This window comes from uncultured Anaerobiospirillum sp., assembly GCF_902485895.1.
GTDB lineage: Bacteria > Pseudomonadota > Gammaproteobacteria > Enterobacterales > Succinivibrionaceae > Anaerobiospirillum > Anaerobiospirillum succiniciproducens.
The window spans coordinates 1-5,615 of sequence record NZ_CABTML010000017.1 but is presented as its reverse complement, the minus strand read 5'-3'; the positions used below and the strand labels follow the sequence as shown (position 1 = coordinate 5,615).

The window sequence follows — 5,615 nt, the reverse complement described above, 5'->3', positions numbered from 1 at the left end:
TTGTCTGTACTTATCAATTTTCAAAGAACTACAAAGCGCTTGGCTTTGTTTTGCTGTTTGCTTAGTGCGTTACAGCGAGGACGTATTTTAATGATTTGAGCCCTCACGTCAACAACTTTTTTAATCTTTTTTACAAGATCTTAATGATCTTTATACTAAAACCGCATATATATGCCGTTTTCAGACCAAAAAATTTTATGATCTTTTTATGAAACTACCGCACAATCAATGGCAACAGAGCCATAATTATAGCATATGATCTCTGATCTTCAAGCTCAAAAAGCGCTACTTTTTCGGATTTTGGAACCATCACTAGCTTGAAAATCACTCAAAAAAACTTTGCATTCCCCTGATCTTAATATTCATAAAACCATTTAGACAGCTGATCTTGCATCAACCTAGCGTTAAATAGTCTTACTGCGCCCCATAAAGAATGCTATTAGTACCATCATGATCCTGATAAATCCATCTAACTCAAAGCCACAACTGCAGCAGCATTAGCCCTAAGCTTACGATCCCATATCTGCACTTTAGGGAGAGCCATCTATCTAGTCTACTTCTACGCTGGAACATTGAATCTTCTTTACGCATCTATACACATGGTCTGTGGGTTTGCACGCTTAGTCTGTTTTACTGAGTACTAGGATTAAGCGTGATCTTTCTAATGACAGATATGAAGAGGCTCGTCAGAGAGTCTTGATATCTTATATTGTCTATGACTAGGCTTTGGACAAGAGCAATCAACAGTAAAGTTAACTAAAGAAGATAGAACGCTGCTGCACAAATGCAGAAAGATAGTTAGGTGCAGAATAGAAGAATTAGGCAAGGACGCGGGATTAATAGTGGCTGTGAGGCAGGATTAGTGATGTGCTAGAAGAATATATGCTATGCCGCTCCTAGGATTCAAAGACTGATCCTAGGAGCAAATTATGCCCTACCCAATTGAAACATCGTAGTCAGAATGTAGGTTAAAGCCTTAGCTATTTGCCTGGATCTTACGTGCAGTGTAGATGGTTGATCCTTGTGGAGCGGTGAAGATCTTGCCGCTAACCATAGATTGAACCTTAGATACTAGAACACCAACTGTAATAGTTAAGACAATAGCAATAAGTGAGTAAGTCCAGAATGAAATAGAACGGACATTAAAGTTGAGATACAAAATCACTGCAGTAGCCACAAAGAAAGCACTAAAGGCTCCTAATGCTGTGGTCTTACGAGTTATGGCACCAAGAATAAAGACACCTGCTAAAGCGCCCAAAGCCTGACCTAAGAAAGCCTTGAAGAGCTCATAGGCAGACTTAATATCAATTCTAGCTAAGTACATAGCTACTACTACCGCGAAAACACCAATAGCCAGCGAAATGTATTTGGCGATCTTAGTTTGACGTTCGTAACTCATATTAGGCGTGATCTTAGTCTGAACATCCATCACCCATGAGGTAGCAATTGAGTTAATACCTGTAGATATGGTTGACTGTGATGCAGCATAAAGAGCGGCTAAGATAATGCCTGTGATGCCCACTGGAAGTTCATAGGTAATAAAGTAAATTACTACCTTATCTTGAGAACTACGGAAAACATCAGTAATTGCCTCTGGATTCTGCTGATAGTACAAATATAGCGCGGTACCAATCATATAGAACAAAGATGCGCAGAGGATTGATAATAATCCGTTGGTAATAGTCATCTTGGTCAGCTTATTTACGCTATTAGTGGTCGTAAAGCGCTGCACAATGTCCTGTGATGAAATATATGTACAGAATGTGGTTAAGCCAGCACCAATGAAGGTAACCAAGATTGAAGTACCTAAAAGATTAGACCAATCGATAAGTTTGTCTTTATCGGATAAGAACCTGCCCTCCGATACCAATGCATGACTCATGTCTGCTACACCGCCATCGAGCTTATAGACAATCCAAACTAATGTTAGAGCGATACCACCAAGTAAAATAATTCCCTGGATAAAGTCAGTCCATAATACGGCTTTTAGACCGCCAGTATATGAGTAGATGATAGAGACTGCACCCATTGCGATGATCAGTACATCTACATTGATACCAGAGAGACTTCCTATAGCGACACAAGGTAAATACATCACGATCGCCATTCGTCCTAACTGGAAGATGACAAACATGAGCGCTCCAAGAACTCTAAGAGCAGGTGATTTAAAGCGGATCTCAAGATAGTGATAGGCTGTGTCGATCTCTAACTTTGCATAGACGGGTAGCAAGAATTTGATGGTCAGAGGAATGGCGATCAGTGTACCCATTTGAGCAAACCACAAGAGCCATGTTCCCTCATATGACTTACCTGCTAATGAGAGAAAAGATAAAGGCGAGATAATCGTCGCGAACATGGATACCGCAGTTACAAACCAAGGTACCGAGCCATCCCCCTTAAAGAATTCCTTTCCCTGCATCTTACTTTTAGAGAAGTAGATACCAGTGACTAGGACTATCAGCATATAGATAGTCAGTACGCTAATATCGATCCACGTGAAGCCATGCAGCTCGTCAAACATCAAACCAGATCTCCTAAGTAAATAAAAACGGCCGCATTATACGCATATTTGATTTAACGATCAGCCAACGCGCCACTATCTTAGCCTCGGTCACATGACACTTAAACATGTCATGGCATAGCATCTTGTGCTTTATTTATCCGCTTAAGAGACTTGTTTGAAAAGCTCACGCCGATATTTGAACTAATAAAAAATCTTGCATCCATATAACGAAAGTTGAGCGAATTGCATTTAAAACTATTTCAAGTGAACGAATTTCACCTTATCAAGCAACTGCAAAATTTCTACGAGGCTAGCAATTCTGTTGGATAAATGAATCTGAAGTACCAAGATCTTTGGCATAGCTTTATAGAAGAGCGCCATACGTAGCTCAGTAAAGAGCTAGCTATATTTGAAAATACCTGGAACGTGCTACAGAGGATACTACGGTTTATTTGATGCGCTTAAGGGTTATGGTGCCGAGATGGGGGATGGTGCCGAGATGGCGATCTTTGCGGTTGGTATTTTGAAATGCGCAGAAAATATATGAAAAATGCAGGGCTAGACCCTGCATTTGTGCTCTGCAGCTAATTGACTGTAGCATTGCAGATACTTGGTGTTCTTTAGCTACTACTTCTTGTCGATGTATGGAGCAAGAGCCTTACGAAGGGCCACCATGGTTCTCGAAATCCATTGTGAAGCCTCGTACCAAGCATCGCGATCATTAAGATCTTTCTTTAGTCGAATGCGGATAAAAGCTGTCTTACCCTTACCGCCAGAGGCTGATACTTCATCAAAGGAAATCCACTCAAATGGTTCACCAACTGCCGCAAGAATCTCATCTTTATGTGCTGAAGTAAGCTCGAACAGCTCACGGTTAGAAATGCCAGCATATAAAGTGAGCTCTCCTTTAGATAGGGAATTAGATACGCCGATTTTACAGCTGCCATTACCAGTAGAGAAATCCATCCAGTAGTTGTGAGATGGCTTAAGTCTTCTAAACAGTTTGGCAAATTCCTCGCTTTCAAAGGCAATGTCTTGGAACTTAGTCCAGAAGTCGAGCAAGGTTTGACCACCCTTAGTGAGGGCGACTTTAACTTTCTTATCTTCTTCTGTAGTTACGGCAGTTACTGCAGACATGTCTATGATTGCAGGAATGATTAAGTCGAAGTCTTTCTTATTAAGAGAGCATAGTTCCTCGATCATGACGAGAATAGCAATGATGGAGCTAGCTCTGTTTTGCAGCCATGCAGATCCTTGCTTACAGTAAGCAGTGATAATAGCCTGGTAGAGCTTTGGATTTGTAGCATCCTCATCAAGGTCATAACTCTTACACCAAGACTTGTAAAAAGTATCGAAGCCATTGATCTTAAAATCATCTGCAGTATCACGATCCCATCTGGTGTATACAGACTCCTTAGCGAGCAGCCTATATACCTCAGGATAGGCGATCTGTATGCAGACAAAAGCATAATTGATAACGCGTTCTACATAAGTCTTTTGTGAGGTAGCTAAATCTTTCTTATCTGCACTATCCTGTTCATACATGTATTGCAGCAAAGATAGCGTATTGAGGAGACGCTTAATTGAGCGAGGGTTGCTTCCAGTACTGTTAGCGGTAATCTCAGCTACTGCTTGAATAAAGGTGCGATCATTTTCTTCACCTTCTTTGTCGATTACCTTAACGAGAAGATCTTCATCGGTGCAGTAGCCAATCTTCTTTAATGATTCACCAATGTAGTCGCTAACTTTATAGCGCTCTGTAGGCATGGTGAAAGGCATCTGAATGATCTTGTCGAAGAAAGAGCGATAGGCACGCTCGTCGTTCTCATCTTTGCTCCCTAACTTTGCCTTAAGACCTTTAACCACGACATTGTAGTCAATGGCAAGGACAAAGATACAGCAGTTAACCTCAAAGAAGTTCTTCAGCATCTCAAGGATCTGAACTGCAGACTCAGGATTAATACGATCCAAGTCGTCTACAAAGATCATAAAGCCGCGTTTGTTCTGATCACCATCCTCACGATCTAAACGCAGACACTCATCAATAGAATTGGCAACTGCCTCACGAAACTCAGCTGGATTGAATTCCTCTTCGGCATTTTCACCATTAAACATTTCACCGATCTTATCGATGGCATCATTTACCGCAGTAGCACCGGCTAGTGTGGTGGCAACCTTTCCACTAGTCAGCGCAGCCTTAAACAGACGTGACTTGGAAATTTTCTTGAGGACATCAACTGCAGGATTAGTGTGATCGTGTAACTCAATAAATAGTGATACCTGCTTGAGCAGACCACGAATAATTGACTCAATTGATTCCTCTGGAGTACGCAAGAGCGAATACTCCCACATGTTGAGGAAAATGCCGTGAAATGGCTTATTTTTGTCTGGCACTTTTGCCGTATCACAAAGATCGTAAAGAAGAGAGTTAATTACGGAAGTCTTACCACTACCCCACTCACCTTGGATGGCGATAGTTGTAGGCATACTTGCATGCTGTAAGAAATTAGAGAGCGCTTTAATATAGCGATTCACGCCTAAAAGGTCTGCTTCTTCGCCTGCTTTTGGACGATCAATAAGATTTGAGTTGTGATCAGCCATATATCACCTTAACAAGATCAGTAAACTTGTGCCAAAAATATGGAACCCCTGCATTCGCAGCACATTCCTACCTTAGTAAGCTTAGTGTATCTAAAAACAATATGTCACAAATTTATGCTTATTATGTGACAGACCATTCTTTATATCGCAACAAGGCATATTTTGAAGCACTTAAGAATGTGATCACGCGTGATCTGAGCACTATCTAAGATAGGTTGAAGGCTTAAACAATCAAATATTAGGTGAAGTGATGGAGTTTTCTTAAGGCGAAAGCGACAGTTAGGTAAGAGTTCTTGGCGAGTTAGGTAATAGTTCTAGGTGAGATAGGATGGTTGTTATGTGAAATGAAGATTTTGGTATGGCCTAAAAGCGCAAAAGCCCCTGAGCTTTTGGGCTCAGGGGCTTTTGCATTAGAAAATTAAGCCTGGCGATGACCTACTCTCGCACAATCGTACGTTGCACTACCATCGGCGTCACTGCATTTCACTTCTGTGTTCGGAATGGGGACAGG

General features: G+C 41.3%; 2 protein-coding genes. Both read right to left on the bottom strand.

Going from position 1 to position 5,615, the window contains the following annotated elements:
- Positions 1–976: 976 nt before the first annotated feature.
- Positions 977–2,521 carry a sodium:solute symporter gene (locus tag RDO37_RS01740; RefSeq protein ID WP_308497901.1) on the bottom strand — a complete coding sequence of 515 codons (1,545 nt, stop codon included), beginning with the start codon at positions 2,519–2,521 and terminating at the stop codon, positions 977–979.
- Between the two features lie 609 nt (positions 2,522–3,130).
- Positions 3,131–5,104 carry a DUF4268 domain-containing protein gene (locus RDO37_RS01735; protein WP_308497900.1) on the bottom strand — a complete coding sequence of 658 codons (1,974 nt, stop codon included), beginning with the start codon at positions 5,102–5,104 and terminating at the stop codon, positions 3,131–3,133.
- Positions 5,105–5,615 lie beyond the last annotated feature (511 nt).

Bases quoted from the DNA above. Each gene is read 5' to 3' on its own strand.
- RDO37_RS01740 (WP_308497901.1), bottom strand. From the start codon at position 2,521: ATGTTTGACGAGCTGCATGGCTTCACGTGGATCGATATTAGCGTACTG.
- RDO37_RS01735 (WP_308497900.1), bottom strand. From the start codon at position 5,104: ATGGCTGATCACAACTCAAATCTTATTGATCGTCCAAAAGCAGGCGAA.